11 protein-coding genes and 2 pseudogenes are annotated in these 15,062 nt (G+C 74.4%); 8 read left to right on the forward strand and 5 right to left on the reverse strand.

What is annotated here, in order from left to right; translation table 11 throughout:
* Window positions 1-112 precede the first annotated feature (112 nt).
* Window positions 113-1,045 (reverse strand): Ppx/GppA family phosphatase, encoded by a 933-nt coding sequence (locus tag ACOBQU_RS16775; RefSeq protein ID WP_423627844.1) that lies wholly within the window; start codon window positions 1,043-1,045, stop codon window positions 113-115.
* A gap of 257 nt (window positions 1,046-1,302) precedes the next feature.
* Between ACOBQU_RS16775 and ACOBQU_RS16780 the strand changes: the two genes are divergently transcribed.
* Window positions 1,303-2,040 carry a hypothetical protein gene (locus ACOBQU_RS16780; RefSeq protein WP_423634547.1) on the forward strand — a complete coding sequence of 246 codons (738 nt, stop codon included), beginning with the start codon at window positions 1,303-1,305 and terminating at the stop codon, window positions 2,038-2,040.
* Between the two features lie 23 nt (window positions 2,041-2,063).
* Here the strand turns inward: ACOBQU_RS16780 and ACOBQU_RS16785 are convergent.
* Window positions 2,064-3,829 (reverse strand): annotated as a pseudogene (locus ACOBQU_RS16785) (BACON domain-containing protein); the annotation flags it as partial.
* A 381-nt stretch (window positions 3,830-4,210) separates the two neighbouring features.
* On the opposite strand from ACOBQU_RS16785, the gene radA reads away from it, so the two are divergent.
* Together radA and disA are read left to right on the forward strand one after the other, a co-directional pair.
* Window positions 4,211-5,620, forward strand: a complete 1,410-nt coding sequence (gene radA, locus ACOBQU_RS16790; RefSeq protein ID WP_423627846.1) for a DNA repair protein RadA — start codon at window positions 4,211-4,213, stop codon at window positions 5,618-5,620.
* A gap of 91 nt (window positions 5,621-5,711) precedes the next feature.
* Window positions 5,712-6,836: a DNA integrity scanning diadenylate cyclase DisA gene (disA, locus tag ACOBQU_RS16795; protein ID WP_423627848.1), complete on the forward strand. Its 1,125-nt coding sequence runs from the start codon at window positions 5,712-5,714 to the stop codon at window positions 6,834-6,836.
* 173 nt (window positions 6,837-7,009) lie between these two features.
* Here disA and ACOBQU_RS16800 read toward each other — a convergent pair whose 3' ends face one another.
* Window positions 7,010-7,846 carry a hypothetical protein gene (locus ACOBQU_RS16800; protein WP_423627850.1) on the reverse strand — a complete coding sequence of 279 codons (837 nt, stop codon included), beginning with the start codon at window positions 7,844-7,846 and terminating at the stop codon, window positions 7,010-7,012.
* Window positions 7,847-8,043: 197 nt separating this feature from the next.
* On the opposite strand from ACOBQU_RS16800, the pseudogene ACOBQU_RS16805 reads away from it, so the two are divergent.
* Window positions 8,044-8,649 (forward strand): annotated as a pseudogene (locus tag ACOBQU_RS16805) (phosphatase PAP2 family protein); the annotation flags it as partial.
* A gap of 279 nt (window positions 8,650-8,928) precedes the next feature.
* Here the strand turns inward: ACOBQU_RS16805 and ACOBQU_RS16810 are convergent.
* Window positions 8,929-9,603, reverse strand: a complete 675-nt coding sequence (locus ACOBQU_RS16810; RefSeq protein WP_423627852.1) for a response regulator transcription factor — start codon at window positions 9,601-9,603, stop codon at window positions 8,929-8,931.
* The gene (locus ACOBQU_RS16815; RefSeq protein WP_423627854.1) at window positions 9,600-11,174 is read right to left on the reverse strand and encodes a sensor histidine kinase; all 1,575 of its coding nucleotides are present in this window, start codon (window positions 11,172-11,174) and stop codon (window positions 9,600-9,602) included. Before ACOBQU_RS16815 ends, ACOBQU_RS16810 begins: the two co-directional genes overlap by 4 nt.
* A gap of 511 nt (window positions 11,175-11,685) precedes the next feature.
* On the opposite strand from ACOBQU_RS16815, the gene ACOBQU_RS16820 reads away from it, so the two are divergent.
* The 4 genes from ACOBQU_RS16820 (at window position 11,686) to cseB (ending at window position 15,058) form a co-directional block, all read left to right on the forward strand.
* Window positions 11,686-12,612: an A/G-specific adenine glycosylase gene (locus ACOBQU_RS16820; protein WP_423627856.1), complete on the forward strand. Its 927-nt coding sequence runs from the start codon at window positions 11,686-11,688 to the stop codon at window positions 12,610-12,612.
* Between the two features lie 291 nt (window positions 12,613-12,903).
* A complete protein-coding gene (locus ACOBQU_RS16825) occupies window positions 12,904-13,461 on the forward strand; it encodes a SigE family RNA polymerase sigma factor (RefSeq protein WP_423627858.1) in 558 nt (185 codons plus the stop codon).
* Between the two features lie 74 nt (window positions 13,462-13,535).
* Window positions 13,536-14,183, forward strand: a complete 648-nt coding sequence (locus ACOBQU_RS16830; RefSeq protein WP_423627860.1) for a hypothetical protein — start codon at window positions 13,536-13,538, stop codon at window positions 14,181-14,183.
* A gap of 161 nt (window positions 14,184-14,344) precedes the next feature.
* Entirely contained in the window at window positions 14,345-15,058 is a 714-nt protein-coding gene (cseB, locus tag ACOBQU_RS16835) for a two-component system response regulator CseB (RefSeq protein WP_423627862.1), read from the forward strand.
* Window positions 15,059-15,062: the final 4 nt, after the last annotated feature.

The following is a 15,062-nucleotide window of genomic DNA, read 5'->3' on the forward strand; positions in this document are numbered from 1 at the left end:
TTCAGCCCGTCCGGCGTTTGAGGACGAGCCGCGAAGCGGCAATGAACGGGGGTGCCAGGGGCGGGCCCCCTGGTTTCGGGAAAGGGGCGGGTCTGGGGCGCCCCGCGAGGGGTCACGCCGGTGGCAGGTGGTCCAGCCGCCGCAGGATCACGCCCTCCCGCAAGGCCCAGGGGCAGATCTCGACCGACTCGGCACCGAAGAGGTCCATCGCGCCCTCGGCGACCAGCGCCCCGGCGAGCAGCTGCGCGGCCCGCCCCTCCGACACCCCGGGCAGCTCCGCCCGCTCCCCGGAGGTCATCGCCGCGAGCCGCGGCACCCAGTCCTCCAGGGACTTCCGCTTCAGCTCCCGCTGCACATACAGCCCGTCGGCGGACCGCGCCGCCCCCGCGAGCCGGGCGAGCTGCTTGAAGGTCTTGGAGGTGGCCACGACGTGGTCGGGGTTCCCGAAGCGGCTGAACTCCCCCACCGTACGGGCGATCTGCGCCCGTACGTGCCGCCGCAGCGCCCGCACGTCGGCCGGGTCGGCCGGGTCCGTGGGCAGCCACGCGGCGGTCAGCCGCCCCGCGCCCAGCGGCAGGCTGACGGCGGCGTCCGGCTCCTCGTCGATGCCGTACGCGATCTCCAGGGAGCCGCCGCCGATGTCGAGGACGAGCAGCTTGCCCGCGGACCAGCCGAACCAGCGGCGGGCGGCGAGGAAGGTGAGCCGGGCCTCCTCCTCGCCGGTGAGGACCTCCAGGTCGACGCCGGTCTCCTCGCGCACCCGGCGGAGCACGTCGTCGGCGTTGGTCGCCTCCCGCACCGCGGACGTGGCGAACGGCAGCAGGTCCTCGACGCCCTTGTCCTCGGCCGCCTGGAGCGCGTCGCGCACGGTGGCGACGAGCCGGTCCACGCCGTCGGGGCCGATCGCGCCCGCCGGGTCGAGGAGTTGGGCAAGGCGCAGTTCGGCCTTGTGGGAGTGCGCGGGCAGCGGGCGCGCGCCGGGGTGGGCGTCCACCACCAGCAGATGCACCGTGTTCGAACCCACGTCGAGGACACCGAGTCTCATATACGGAACGCTACTGCGCGCGGGGCCCTCGCTGGTCCCCGGGCCGTCGCGGGCCCGCATACCCTGGAAGCGTGCCAAAGACGAAAAAGGCTAAGTCCGGCAAATCCCAGCGCGCGAAGGACGAGGACAAGGCGAAGCAGAAGGCCCAGAAGCAGCAGGCCCAGCAGCAGGAGGCCCAGCAGACCCAGCAGGAGGTCCAGCAGAAGGTCCGGAAGCAGAAGCGGCGGGACGCGTCCGGTGAGCCCGACGAGAAGGGCCTGGACTTCCCCCGCGCCTGGGTGGAGTTCCCGGATCCGGCGGACGACGAGCAGGTCTTCCGCTGCGACCTGACGTGGCTGACGTCCCGCTGGACCTGCGTCTTCGGCAGCGGCTGCCAGGGCATCAAGGCGGGCCGCGCCGACGACGGCTGCTGCACGCTCGGCGCGCACTTCTCGGACGAGGACGACGAGAAGCGGGTCGCGGGGTTCGTGGACCGGCTCACGCCCGACATCTGGCAGCACCACGACGTGGGCCGGGAGACCGGCTGGGTGTCGGTGGACGAGGACGGCGATCGCCAGACCCGGCCGTACGACGGCTCGTGCATCTTCCAGAACCGGCCGGGCTTCGCGGGCGGCGCGGGCTGCTCGCTGCACATCCTGGCCCTGAAGGAGGGCCGGGAGCCGCTGGAGACGAAGCCGGACGTCTGCTGGCAGCTTCCGGTGCGGCGCACCTACGAGTGGATCGAGCGGCCGGACGACACCAAAGTGCTCCAGGTGTCCATCGGTGAGTACGACCGCAGGGGCTGGGGTCCGGGCGGCCACGACCTGCACTGGTGGTGCACGTCGGCGACCTCGGCGCACGGGGCGGGTGAGCCGGTCTACGTCTCCTATCGGCCGGAGCTGATCGAGCTGATGGGCAAGGCGGGATACGACCGCCTGGTCGAGCTGTGCGAGGCGCGGCTGGCGTCGCAGCTGCCGCTGCTGGCACCGCATCCCGCGGATCCGCCGCGGAAGTAGCGGCAGTAGGCGACGGGAGGCGCTCAGCCCTGGCCCGGGTCGCCGTCGCCGGGCGGGGTCGTGGTGGGGTCCGGGGCGGTCGGGGTCGGCGTGGGCGTGGGGGTCGGGTCCGGGGTCGGGGTCGTCTGGGTGGGCTGCGGGGCGCTGGGCGTGGGCTTCGGGTCGGGCTTCGAGGGGGCCGGGCGGGTGGCGGTCGGGCGGGGGCGCCCACCGCTCGGCGGGGGCTCGGAACTGCCGTACCCCTCAAGGGAGACGACCGCTCCGGTGGGCGCGATCGTGACGCGCGCGCTCCAGTGGCCGGGCGGCTCGCGGTCGTCGTCGACGTACACCCGGATCGTGAACGACTCACCCGGCGCGAGCGTTCCCGACGACTGGCTCAGCAGCAGCCAGGGCGCTCCGGTGCTCGCCGACCAGCGGACCGGTGAGCGGCCGGAGGCCGTGAGCGTGATGAGGGTGACGCCTCCCCGGGAGCGGGCCTGGACGGCGAGGTGCCCGGCGCCCGGGGCCGACGCTCCGGGGCTGGTGACCTCCGCGGAGACACCGGACCCCTTGCGGCCCGAGCGGTCGTGGGGGCCGGGGGTGGTCCGGGCGTTGCCCGCGTTCTCGTAGTCCTCCCGCGCGCGGGGGCCGCCGGGGCCGTCGTCCCTCTCGGAGGCGCTGGAGGAGCGGCCGTCGGTGCCCTCGCCGATGAGCGGGGCGCTCCGGTAGGCGGCCCACAGGGCGAGCACGGGGGCCGCGACGACGGTGGCGACGACCGTCGTCGTGACGGCCCGCGCGCGCAGCCGCTCACGCCGTGCGGCGCGGTCCTTCGGGTCCATGGGGAAGCCGCGCCGGTCGAAGCGGGGGCCGCCGCGGGCCTTGCGGTGGGCGCGCGGGGCGTGCGCCATGGCGTGGTGCAGGGCCGCGCGCGGGGCGGTGACGATGGGCAGCGCGGCCGGGGTGACGGCGGTGCCGGGCCAGGCCGCGGAACCGGCACGCTCGGCGGTGCGGCGGCAGCGCGGACAGTCGTCGACGTGCCGGACCAGCTCGGTCCGCAGGGCCGTGCCCAACAGGACCTGGTTGTCGCCGGTGAGGCGGGCGACGATGGGGCAGGTGCCGGTCTCCACGACGGCGAGCGCGGCGCGGGTGCGCTCCACCTCGCAGGCGGCGGAGGCGAGCAGTTCGCGGGCGGCGTCGTGGTCGAGGCCGAGGACGGCGGCGACCTCCTGAGGGCTCAGCTTGTGCCGTACGGCCAGCTCCAGGGCCTCGCGCTGCTCGGGCGTCGTCCCGGCGGCCTCCGGCCAGGCGAGCTGGGCGAGTTCGCGGCGGCGGGCGCGCGCGGTCTCGTCATCGGCGGCGCTCTCCGGAGAGGCGGGCGAAGCGGTGGCCACGGCTCCTGGGGGTGCGGGGTTTCCCTGGGGTGCGGGCGTTCCCAGGGGCGTGGGGGCTCCCAGGGGTGTGGGGGCTCCCTCGGCCCCGGGGCCCCCGTGGAACCGGCGGCTCCCATGGACCCGGCGGCCCCCGGAGCGACGGCAGAGCCCACGGGGACGGGGGCATCGGTGGCACGCGGGGGCGCGGGGGGCGACTTCGTGGCGTGGCCCGCCGCGTGCGCCCCCTGGCGGCCGCCCTTGCGGGCCTCGGCGAGGGCGCGCAGGCACTTCCAGCGGGCGAGCGCGTACAGCCACGCGCGGGTGTCGCCTTCCGGTGGGGCGCCGCGGCGCTCGGCGAGCACGAGGACCTCGCCGAGCGCGGCGGTCGCGGCGTCGTGGTCGCACAGCACCGACAGGCAGTACGTGAACAGGCCGTCCAGGAAGGGTTCGTAGCGCACGGGCGGCGTCTGCGGGGCCGCGTGCGGCACCGGATGCTGCCGCGCGCCCGTGTGCGCCCGGTGCGCGCCGGTGGTGTGCAAGGGAGTTTCCGGACTTCTGCTCATCACCCGTGCGAAGTTAGGCGCATGATGCAGAGGGCTTCCTCCTCCTTGAGCACATTTAATCCTTACGGGTGAACAGATCCCTCAAAAGGGGACAGGAAGCCACGATTCCGTTGCCTGTTCGACGCCGGACGCCGACCGTGCCGTCGGCAGGTGCCGCCGACAGGTCCCCCTGTCAGGGTGGCCGGTGGACGCCCTGCCGGAGCCGCCGCCGGAGCCGCCCCCGGAGCCGCTGTCAGTGGTGCCCGCTACGGTTCCTCCATGGCTGCCCGTACGAAAACCGCCAAGGACCGGCCGTCCTACCGCTGCACGGAGTGCGGCTGGCAGACGGCCAAGTGGCTCGGCCGCTGCCCCGAGTGCCAGGCCTGGGGCACGGTCGAGGAGTACGGCGCGCCCGCTGTGCGCACGACCACCCCCGGCCGCGTCACCACCTCCGCCCTGCCCATCGGCCAGGTCGACGGCCGCCAGGCCACCGCGCGCTCCACGGGCGTGCCCGAGCTGGACCGCGTCCTCGGCGGCGGCCTGGTGCCCGGCGCCGTGGTGCTGCTCGCGGGCGAGCCCGGCGTCGGCAAGTCCACGCTGCTGCTCGACGTCGCGGCCAAGGCGGCCACGGACGAGCACCGCACGCTCTATGTCACCGGCGAGGAGTCGGCCAGCCAAGTCCGCCTGCGCGCCGACCGCATCGGCGCGCTCAACGACCATCTGTACCTGGCGGCGGAGACCGACCTGGCCGCGGTCCTCGGCCATCTGGACGCGGTCAAGCCGTCCCTGCTGATCATGGACTCGGTGCAGACGGTCGCCTCCCCGGAGATCGACGGCGCGCCCGGCGGCATGGCCCAGGTCCGCGAGGTCGCCGGGGCGTTGATCCGCGCCTCCAAGGAGCGCGGCATGTCCACCCTCCTCGTCGGCCACGTCACCAAGGACGGCGCGATCGCGGGCCCCCGCCTCCTGGAGCACCTGGTGGACGTGGTGCTGCACTTCGAAGGCGACCGCCACGCCCGCCTCCGCCTCGTCCGGGGCGTGAAGAACAGGTACGGGGCGACGGACGAGGTCGGCTGCTTCGAACTGCACGACGAGGGCATCACCGGACTCGCCGACCCCTCGGGCCTGTTCCTCACCCGCCGCGCCGAGCCCGTGCCCGGCACGTGTCTGACCGTCACCCTGGAGGGCCGCCGCCCCCTGGTCGCCGAGGTCCAGGCGCTCACGGTCGACTCCCAGATCCCCTCCCCGCGCCGCACCACGTCCGGCCTGGAGACCTCCCGCGTCTCCATGATGCTCGCGGTCCTGGAGCAGCGCGGCCGCATCGCGGCGCTCGGCAAGCGCGACATCTACAGCGCGACGGTCGGCGGCGTGAAGCTGTCCGAGCCCGCCGCGGACCTCGCCGTGGCGCTCGCCCTGGCCAGCGCCGCCAGCGACACCCCGCTGCCGAAGAACCTGGTCGCGATCGGCGAGGTCGGCCTCGCGGGCGAGGTCAGACGCGTCACGGGCGTGCAGCGCAGGCTCGCCGAGGCGCACCGCCTGGGCTTCACCCACGCCCTGGTCCCCGGCGACCCGGGAAAGGTCCCGCCCGGTATGAAGGTCACCGAAGTCGCCGACATGGGCGACGCGCTGCGCGTCCTTCCGAGATCGCGTCGCCGAGAGGCCCCACGGGAGGAGGAGGACCGCCGGTAGACTTTGCCCTGGTCTCGCCCATCCGTACGAAGCACGGCGTGCGACAGAGGGTCGGCCGATCGCTCGGACAACCTGCGACCGGAGGAGTGCAGTGGCAGCCAACGACCGGGGAGCGGTTCCCGGCAAGCCCGGTGGAAGCTCCGGTGCCGATGGGCTGATGCGCGCCTCCCTGAGCGCGGTCGCACCGGGCACGGCCCTGCGGGACGGCCTGGAGCGCATCCTCAGGGGGAACACGGGCGGGCTCATCGTCCTCGGCTCCGACAAGACCGTCGAGTCGATGTGCACGGGCGGCTTCGTCCTCGACGTGGAGTTCACGGCCACGCGCCTGCGCGAGCTGTGCAAGCTCGACGGCGGCATCGTGCTCTCCTCGGACCTGTCGAAGATCCTGCGGGCGGGTGTGCAGCTCGTCCCCGACCCCACGATCCCCACCGAGGAGACCGGCACGCGGCACCGCACGGCGGACCGCGTCAGCAAGCAGGTCGGCTTCCCCGTCGTGTCGGTGTCCCAGTCGATGCGCCTGATCGCGCTGTACGTGGACGGGCAGCGGCGCGTCCTGGAGGACTCCGCGGCGATCCTGTCACGTGCCAACCAGGCGCTGGCCACCCTTGAGCGGTACAAGCTCCGCCTCGACGAGGTCGCGGGCACGCTCTCCGCCCTGGAGATCGAGGACCTGGTGACCGTCCGGGACGTCACGGCGGTCGCGCAGCGCCTGGAGATGGTCCGCCGCATCGCCACGGAGATCGCCGAGTACGTGGTGGAGCTGGGCACCGACGGCCGTCTCCTCGCCCTCCAGCTGGACGAGTTGATCGCGGGCGTCGAGCCCGAGCGCGAGCTGGTCGTCCGGGACTACGTGCCCGAGCCCACCGCCAAGCGCTCCCGCACGGTCGACGAGGCGCTCGCCGAGCTGGACTCCCTGACCCACGCCGAGCTGCTCGAACTGTCCACGGTGGCGCGGGCGTTGGGGTACACGGGCTCGCCCGAGACCCTTGACTCGGCGGTGTCGCCGCGCGGCTTCCGCCTCCTCGCGAAGGTGCCCCGGCTGCCCGGCGCCATCATCGAGCGCCTGGTGGAGCACTTCGGCGGCCTCCAGAAGCTGCTCGCCGCGAGCGTGGACGACCTCCAGACGGTCGACGGCGTGGGCGAGGCCCGCGCCCGCAGCGTCCGCGAGGGCCTCTCGCGCCTGGCGGAGTCCTCGATCCTGGAGCGCTACGTCTAGCCACCGGCGGGCCGCAGGTCAACCGCCCCCGGCACCCGGCACCACGCCTCCGTACCGCCGCTGCGCGGCGGCGTTCTCCCCGCCCACCCACCCCACGCGCTACCGCGAGGGGCCTCCGCCTCGTGCGCGAGGGCCATGGGTGGGCGGATGGGAGAAGCTCCCGGAGGGGGCGGCTAGTCCTTCAGGACGAAGGACGTGCGGGCCACCCCCAGGCCCGGAGCCTTGGCCTCCACCAGGTACGTGTCCGCGGCAGCCCCGCCAGCGGAAGGCGTGGCGCAGCCCGGCGCGCTGGCCTTCCGGTCCCACTGCACGGCGTGCGTGACCCGCCCGTCGCCCGGCACCCGGAACAGCAGGCTGGCCCCGCCGGACGGGCAGTCGTCCGAGGACCAGATCTCCTTGCCGCTTGTGGACTGAGTGATCGTCAACACCGTGCCCTTGGCGCCGAGATCGACCTTGCAGGCCTTGCCGCCGGTGTTGACGGCGGTCAGCTCCAGCTTCGGCTTCTCGCCGACCTCATACGAATTCTTGACGCTGCGCAGCTTCAACTTGACCGCTCCGGCGGTGCAGTTGGCCATGGTCGACCCGGCGGGCAGCCGGTTGCCGGACCCGCCGCCGCCCTTGGCGCCGTCGTCCGAGCCGGAGCCGGAGCCGCCGGAGCCCCCGTCTGAGCCACCGTCACCCGAGTCGCCGGACCCGTCGGCGCCACCCGAGCCACCCGAGCCACCCGAGCCGCCGGAACCACCCGAGCCGCCCGAGCCGCCGTCCGACTCGTCGCGCCCACCGGGGTGTTCGCTGATGGCGGGCCCGGAGCCGGACGGGCCGGGCGTGATGGAGGTCGCGGGACCCTTGCCCGACGGACCGTCAGCACCGGTGTTGTCGTCGCCCCCGCCCGAGGCGAGCGCCCATACGACGAGGAGCACGAGGAGTCCGACAACGGACAGCAGGATGGCCCTCCGGCGCCAGTAGATGGAGGAGGGAAGCGGCCCGATCGGATTGCGCAGAGATCCCACGCTCAAACCTTACGAGAGAACCGGGCGTTGTCCTGCCCCACCCGCCGCCTCGGGCCACAACTTTTGCGGATCATCATCCCGGCCGCCACCGCCCGTGCCGCCCCGCGTCACCGCCACCGCCCCTGTCTTTCGTCAGGTCCGGTATCGGCCCATCGCTGGATGTGACGATTCGAGATCACTTCGTACCGTCCGTAATCATGGACACCATGCATTCCTCCGGCCTTTACCGCGACATCACCGAGTTCGCCCACGACACGCCGACGTGGGTGCAGCATCTCGCCGAGGTGTGGACCGAACTCGGCCTGCTGCTCTTCGGCGTGCTGTTCGTCGTGGCCTGGTGGCGGGCGCGGAGCGGGGACCCGCGCGCGTTCGCGGTGGCGGTGCTCGCCCCGCTGGGCACGGCGCTCGCGTATGTGATCAGCGAGGCGGTGAAGTCCGTGATCGAGGAGGAGCGGCCCTGCCGGGCGGTGTCCGGGGCGCTGACGCCGCTCGTCGAGTGCCCGCCGCACGGCGACTGGTCCTTCCCCAGCAACCACTCGACGATCGCGGGCGCCGCGGCCGTCGGCCTGGCCCTGTTCTGGCCGCGCGTCGCCGCCCTGACGCTGCCGATGGCGGTCCTCATGGCGTTCTCGCGGGTGTTCGTGGGCGTGCACTACCCGCATGACGTGGCCGTCGGCCTGGTGCTCGGCGCGGTCGTGGCGTTCCTCGCGGTGAAGCTCGCCACGCGGCCGCTGGTCCGCGTCACGGAGGCGATGCGCGGCTCGCGGTCGTCGCTCGTCACCTGGTTCGCGGGACCGGGCGCCGCCGCTCCGCGCACGCCGGAGGCCCCCGCGACGCCGTACGCGACGTACGAGCCGTACACCCCGTACGCCACGGAGACCCCCTACGGGCAGTCCCCGAACGCGCACGTCCCGCACCAGCAGCAGTACGGACAGCACGACCAGTACGGGCAGTACGGGCAGCACGGCGAGCACGGCCAGTACGGGCAGCCGCAGGGCGCCCGGTCCTCGTACGGACAGCAGGACGGGTCCTACCAGCAGCCGCCCACCCACCGGCCCTGAGCGAAGGGTTCAGCGGGCGGTTCAGCGCGCGGGCGGCGCGCCGTCGTCCGCGACGAGCCCGGCCTCGTACGCGACGATCGCCGCCTGGACGCGGTTCTTGACCTCGAGCCGGTCGAGGACCGCGCTCACGTACGCCTTGACGGTGCCCTCCACCAGGTGCAGACGGGCGGCGATCTCGGGGTTGGACAGGCCCGCGCCCACCAGGCCGAGGACCTCGCGCTCCCGGGGCGTGAGGGCGGCCACCCGCGCGCGGGCCGTGGCCTCGCGCCCGATGCGGCGCGCGCCGAGGCCGTCGATGACGTGCCGGGCGACCTTCGGCGACAGGAAGGCGGCGCCGCCCGCCACGGCGGTGACGCCCGCGATGAGTTCGTGCGGGTCGCCGGACTTCAGCAGGAAGCCGGTGGCGCCCCCGCCGAGCGCCCGCGCCACGTACGCGTCCTCGGAGAACGTGGTGAGCATCGCGACCGCCGTGCCCGGCAGCGTACGGACGATCTCCTCGCCCGCGGCCAGGCCGTCCAGGCGGGGCATGCGGATGTCGAGGAGCGCCACGTCGGGCCGGTGGGCCTGGGCGAGGGCGATGGCCTCGCGGCCGTCGGCGGCCTCGGCGACCACCTCGATGCCGTCGCCCGCGGCGAGGATGGCGCGCACCCCGGCGCGGATCATCGCCTCGTCGTCGGCCAGCAGGACCCGGATCACCGCAGCCACTCCTTCCGCTCGCCGTGTTCCTCGCGCTGCGGGCCCGCGTTGGGGATCACCGTCTTGTCCACCAGCCTTCCGTCGTCGAAGCAGAGCCTGAAGTGCGCGGACGAGGTGAACAGCTGGCCGCTCGCCCGGTAGTAGCGGCAGTCCGCGCCGCGCGGCGGCGGGGTCGGCGCGCGGTCCACGGGCGGGTCGGCGACGCTGCGGTCCGGCAGGACGGCCGCGACGTCCGCCTGCGGATCGCCGACGCGCAGCGCCGCGAAGTCGTCGGGCGGGAGCACGGAGTGCGTCTTGGTGTACGCGTACCAGCCGAAGGTGCCCGCGATCAGCAGCGCGCCGATGGCGGCCGCGGCGCCGAAGGCGAGGACCGTGCGGCGGCGCGCGTACGCGAGGACGGCGCCGGTGTGCGCCGGGGGCGCGGGACGCGGCTCCGGGACGACCGGGATGCGCGCGGTCACCCGGAAGCCGCCCGCGCCGTGCGCGCCCGCGTGCAGGGTGCCGCCGAGCGCCGTCACGCGGGCGCGCAGGTCGGCGAGGCCCGAACCGCCGCCGGGCGGTGGGGAACTCCGCCGCGGGGGCGGTTCGTTGGTGACCGTGATGGCCGTCCGCGTGCCGGTGCGGTCGGCGCGTACGGTGACGGGGGCGCCCGGCGCGTACTTGGCGGCGTTGGTCAGGGCCTCCTGGACCACGCGGTAGGCGAGGCGCTCGGCGGGTCCCGGCTCGGTCGTGTCCTCGCCGGTCCCGTCGGCTGTCTCGTACCGCACGGCGAGGCCCGACTCCGCGGCCCGCGCCACCAGTTGCGCGACGGTCTCGCCGGGCGGGCCGAGGGGCGCGCTCTCGTCGCCCTCCTCGCGGAGCACACCGATGATCTCGCGCAGCCGGTCGGTGGCCTCCGCCGCGGCGGCGCGCAGGTCGGAGGCGGCCGCCCGGTGGTGTTCGGGCAGGTCGGCGGCGAGCTGGAGGGCGCCCGCGCGCACGGCGATCAGGCTCAGCTCGTGGCCCAGCGAGTCGTGCATGTCCTGGGCGATCCGGGCCCGCTCCCGCAGACGCGCCCGGTCGGCGACGATCAGCTGCTCGCGCTCCAGCTGGTCGGCGCGGGCCAGGGCGGCGACCGTCAGGGCGCGGCTCTGCCGCCAGTAGCGGCCCGCGAGCCAGGGGAAGACGGCGCCGAACAGCAGCGTGCCCATGAGGACCAGCCACTCCACCACCGGGTCGACGTCGCGTACGGCGATCTTGGCGGTGCCGGTCGCCGCGACGGCGGCGAACGCCAGCAGGGCGGGGCGGGCGCGGGCGCCGTGCCTGCCCAGCAGGAACGCGAAGACGGCCAGGGCCATGCCGTACGAGACGGTGAACAGGGACGCCGCCATGGCCTCGCCGGTGGCGGCCGCGAGGAGGAAGGCGACGGTGGGGCGGCGGCGCCAGACCGCGGCCGCCGCCGCGAGGGCGGCCAGGCCCGCGGCGTACTGCCAGGGGGCGCGGGGTTCGTTCAGGCCGATCGCGTCGGCCGCCACCGCGGGGGTGGCCAGGGCCAGCCAGAGCAGGGCGTCCGCGTAGCGTCGGGTTCTCACACCCCCGACGCTACGCGGCGCCGGGCACCCCCCGCCTCTGCCGATCGTCAGGTCCACCCCTGGCCCCCCCGGGGGGGGTCGTCCTCCACCGCCGCGCCCGCCGTGGTGCTCCACCGCTCCGCGGCGGATTTTTTCCCCGCCCACCCGCCCCTTTCGGGGCGGGTGGACACCTACCCGGCGGGCACGAGCGAGCCGCGAAGCGGCAAGGCGGGGGGCGGAGCCCCAAGGAAAGGGCGGGCGGGAGAAATCAAGCCCGTCCGGCGCTTGAGGACGAGCCGCGAAGCGGCAAGGAGGCGGGGGCCGGGGCCGAGCCCCGGGAAAAGGGCGGGCGGGTGGGGAGAACAAGCCCGTCCGGCGTTTGAGGACGAGCCGCGAAGCGGCAATAGGCGGGGGCCGGGGCCAAGCCCCGGGGAAGGGCGGGGCCCCGAGGTGGAGCTGGCGCACCCCCGCGAGGGGGCGCTGGCCGTGCCGGTGGCACAGCCCCCACCACCCCCATGGCAGGATCGGAAGCATGCCGACCGCACTCGCCGCCGACCGAGTCGGCCCCGCCGACGCCCGCGCCCGCCACGAGCAACTGCACTCCCCCGTCATCGCCTGGTTCGACGCCCACGCCCGCGACCTGCCGTGGCGTCGCCCGGACGCCGGTCCCTGGGGGGTCATGGTCAGCGAGTTCATGCTCCAGCAGACGCCGGTGAGCCGGGTGCTCCCCGTGTACGAGCAGTGGCTCGCCCGCTGGCCCCGCCCGGCCGACCTGGCCAAGGAGGCGCCCGGCGAGGCCGTGCGCGCCTGGGGGCGGCTCGGCTATCCGCGCCGCGCGCTGCGCCTGCACGGCGCGGCCGTCGCCATAACGGAGCGGCACGGCGGCGACGTACCCGCGCAGCACGCGCAGCTGCTCGCGCTGCCCGGCATCGGCGAGTACACGGCGGCGGCCGTGGCGTCCTTCGCGTACGGGCAGCGGCACGCGGTGCTCGACACGAACGTGCGCAGGGTCTTCGCGCGGGCCGTGACGGGCGTGCAGTACCCGCCGAACGCGACCACCGCCGCCGAGCGGAAGCTGGCCCGTGCGCTGCTGCCCGAGGACGACGCCACCGCCGCGCGCTGGGCGGCGGCCTCCATGGAGCTGGGCGCCCTGGTGTGCACCGCCAAGAACGAGGACTGCGCGCGCTGCCCGATCGCCGCGCGGTGCGCCTGGCTCGCGGCGGGCAAGCCCGCGCACGAGGGCCCGGCCCGCCGCGGCCAGACGTACGCGGGCACCGACCGGCAGGTGCGCGGCAAGCTGCTCGCGGTGCTGCGCGAAGCGGTGTCGCCGGTGCCGCAGGCCGCGCTCGACCGGGTGTGGGACGAGCCGGTGCAGCGGGCCCGCGCGCTCGACGGGCTGGTCGCCGACGGCCTGGTGGAGCCGCTGCCGGGCGGGCTCTACCGGCTGCCCCTGACCTGACCCCCGCCCCGCCCCACCCCGTCTCCCGAGGGGTCGATCCCGTTCCTCACGGGGTCAAACCCCGTCTCCGTAACAGAAGCGCGGCGGCAAAACGGGCATTCACCCCCACACTCAGCTGCGGGTTTACGTCCGCCCTACTTCTGTTACACAACCGACGTACAGCCGTGCGCCCGTCGCGCGCTGCTCCGCACAACGCCGTGACAACGCCTCCGTAGCTTCTTTCCCGTACCGCACAGGCTAGGGATCGCGGTCGAGCGAACCGGGGACGAACGGGAACGGAGGCGGTTGGGAATGGCGCACGGCGAGGTGCTCGAATTCGAAGAGTACGTCCGCAGTCGGCAGGACGCCCTGCTGCGCAGCGCCCGACGGCTCGTCCCGGACCCGGTCGACGCGCAGGACCTGCTCCAGACGGCGCTCGTGCGGACGTACGGCCGCTGGGACGGCATAGCCGACAAGCGGCTCGCGGACGCCTATCTGCGCCGCGTCATGATCAACACGCGTACGGAGTGGTGGCGCGCCCGCAAGCTCGAAGAGGTGCCGACCGAGCAGCTGCCGGACGCCTGCGTGGACGACTCCACCGAGCAGCACGCGGACCGCGCCCTGCTGATGGACATCATGAAGGTGCTCGCCCCCAAGCAGCGCAGCGTCGTGGTGCTGCGACACTGGGAGCAGATGTCCACGGAGGAGACGGCCGCCGCGCTCGGCATGTCGGCCGGGACGGTCAAGAGCACGCTGCACCGGGCGCTGGCCCGGCTCCGTCAGGAGCTGGAGAGCCGCGCCGCCGCCGAGTCGACGGCGCCCGCGGCAGGCGCGTTCGGACGTGAGGAGCGGGAGCGTTGCGCGGCTTGAGCGCACGGGACGGCCGGGCCGGTTCGGCTCGGCCCCCTGAGGGGACCGGCGCGTTGGGCAGCAGGCGGAAGGCGGTGAGCACGGCAGGGGCCGGGCTCACCGCCCTCGGCCTGCTGCTCGCGCTCGGCGGCTGTTCCACGGGCGGCTCCGGCACCCGCGACGAAGGGCCCGCGCGCGTCGGCGCCGTGCCCCCCAGCGCGCCCTCGGCGTCCCCGTCGCCGACCCCGAAGAGCGTCGACGCGGTCCGGCTCGTCAAGGGCGACCCGAAGGTCAGCCTGGCCGTCAAGCGCGACCTGAAGCCCTGCACCACCGACGACTACCCGGTGGACGTGTCCTACGGCAACCTGACCAGGGCCGCGTCGTCCGACATCGTCGTGAACGTCATGACATGCGGCGACAAGGTGGGGATCGGGAGCTACGTCTACCGTCCCGAGGGCAAGACGTACGAGAATGTGTTCACGGACGAGCAGCCGCCCGTCTACGCCGAGATAGACCGGGGCGAGCTGGTCGTCAGCAAGCAGATGTACGACAAGGACAGCTCCGTGGCCGACCCGACCGGCGAAGAGATCATCACGTACCGCTGGAAGGCGAACCACTTCGCCGAGCAGGACCGCACGCGCAACAACTACAACACCACGGTGGACAGCCAGCCCGCCGAGCCGGAGGCGGAGACGGACACGGGTACGGGTACGGGCGCGGGCCCGGACGCGGACGCGGACTGACGGGCAGCCACGGCCACGGCCCGTTTCCACCGCGCCGTCCGCCCCGGCAGCCCAGCACCCCGCCGCCCCGCCAAACCGGCAGCACCCGACCCACCCCCCTCCGGCGCACGCCCCCGACCAAGACCACGCCCCGACCGAGACCCCGGAACTGAGAGCACCCGATGGCAGAACACACCCATGTCCTGTTCGTCGAGGACGACGACGTCATCCGCGAGGCCACGCAGCTCGCCCTGGAGCGCGACGGCTTCGTGGTCACCGCCATGCCCGACGGGCTGCTCGGCCTGGAGGCGTTCCGGGCCGACCGGCCCGACATCGCGCTGCTCGACGTGATGGTGCCCGGCATGGACGGCGTGTCGCTGTGCCGCCGCATCCGCGAGGAGTCCACGGTCCCGGTCATCATGCTGTCGGCGCGCGCCGACTCCATCGACGTCGTGCTCGGCCTGGAGGCGGGCGCCGACGACTACGTGACCAAGCCGTTCGACGGCGCCGTCCTGGTCGCCCGCATCCGCGCCGTCCTGCGGCGCTTCGGGCACGCCAGCGGCTCCGGGCAGGCGGCGCCCGCGGCGCGGGAACAGGGACCGGCCGACGGCGGCGTGCTGACCTTCGGCGACCTGGAGATCGACACCGAGGGCATGGAGGTGCGCCGCGGCGGCGCGCCCGTCGCGCTGACGCCGACCGAGATGCGCCTCCTCCTGGAGTTCTCCGCCGCGCCCGGCACGGTCCTGTCCCGCGACAAGCTCCTGGAGCGCGTCTGGGACTACGGCTGGGGCGGTGACACGCGCGTCGTCGACGTCCACGTGCAGCGGCTGCGGACGAAGGTGGGCCAGGACCGGATCGAGACGGTCCGCGGCTTCGGCTACAAGCTCAGGGCGTGAGCTG

This window comes from Streptomyces sp. G45 (genome assembly GCF_049542095.1).
In the GTDB taxonomy this organism is placed as follows: Bacteria; Actinomycetota; Actinomycetes; order Streptomycetales; family Streptomycetaceae; genus Streptomyces.

Excerpts from the sequence above, each read along its gene's own strand:
- ACOBQU_RS16820 (WP_423627856.1), top strand. The coding sequence starts at position 11,686 with ATGCCGACCGCACTCGCCGCCGACCGAGTCGGCCCCGCCGACGCCCGC.
- ACOBQU_RS16825 (WP_423627858.1), top strand. The coding sequence starts at position 12,904 with ATGGCGCACGGCGAGGTGCTCGAATTCGAAGAGTACGTCCGCAGTCGG.
- radA (WP_423627846.1), top strand. The coding sequence starts at position 4,211 with ATGGCTGCCCGTACGAAAACCGCCAAGGACCGGCCGTCCTACCGCTGC.
- ACOBQU_RS16775 (WP_423627844.1), bottom strand. The coding sequence starts at position 1,045 with ATGAGACTCGGTGTCCTCGACGTGGGTTCGAACACGGTGCATCTGCTG.
- cseB (WP_423627862.1), top strand. The coding sequence starts at position 14,345 with ATGGCAGAACACACCCATGTCCTGTTCGTCGAGGACGACGACGTCATC.